The sequence below is a fragment of the Thiolapillus sp. genome, assembly GCF_048562965.1.
In the GTDB taxonomy this organism is placed as follows: domain Bacteria; phylum Pseudomonadota; class Gammaproteobacteria; order Chromatiales; family Chromatiaceae; genus Thiolapillus; species Thiolapillus brandeum_A.
The window spans coordinates 1-524 of record NZ_JBHNMF010001641.1 but is presented as its reverse complement, the minus strand read 5'-3'; the positions used below and the strand labels follow the sequence as shown (position 1 = coordinate 524).

The 524-nt window shown below is 58.8% G+C and carries 1 protein-coding gene; it reads left to right on the top strand.

What is annotated here, in order from left to right:
• Positions 1-139: 139 nt before the first annotated feature.
• Positions 140-524, top strand: a 385-nt coding sequence (locus ACOCD2_RS25970; RefSeq protein WP_305802548.1) for a hypothetical protein, incomplete at its 3' end; no start/stop codon positions are given.

The window sequence follows — 524 nt, the reverse complement described above, 5'->3', positions numbered from 1 at the left end:
ATGACCGGCATAGTTGTTGCAGATTATCGGGATCCCTCGCATCAGAAAGCCCTGCTCGATCTGCTGGATGATTATGCCCGTGATCCCATGGGCGGAGGGAAAGGCCTGAGTAGCCGCGTACAAGCGTGTCTTCGGCCTCGTGAAAGATTTTGGGACATCCCAGTCCCCAAAATCGACTCGGCCTTTGACAACCTATTTGTGCCCCAGCCGTCCTGGTCACCAAGCACTACGCAACAACTTCGCAAGCTCGTTGCTGCTCCGTACTTGGCTCCCATATGACTGGACGCCGCGTTCGGAGGCCTACTTTGTTTTCCCTCTGGCGCAAGGCACGCCGGGAAAACAGTGCGGCCTCGCGGCTACTGGGGTCTACCAGCCTTCGCTTCGCTCTCCATGGCTGGCAGCGCGGGAAACGCTCATCCCCGCCCTCACGGATCAACCGGGAGCCTTCAGCATCCTGGCATTCGATGGAGACGAGCCGGTCGGCCTAGTGAACTGCTTCCAGACCCTGTCCACGTTCAAAGCCA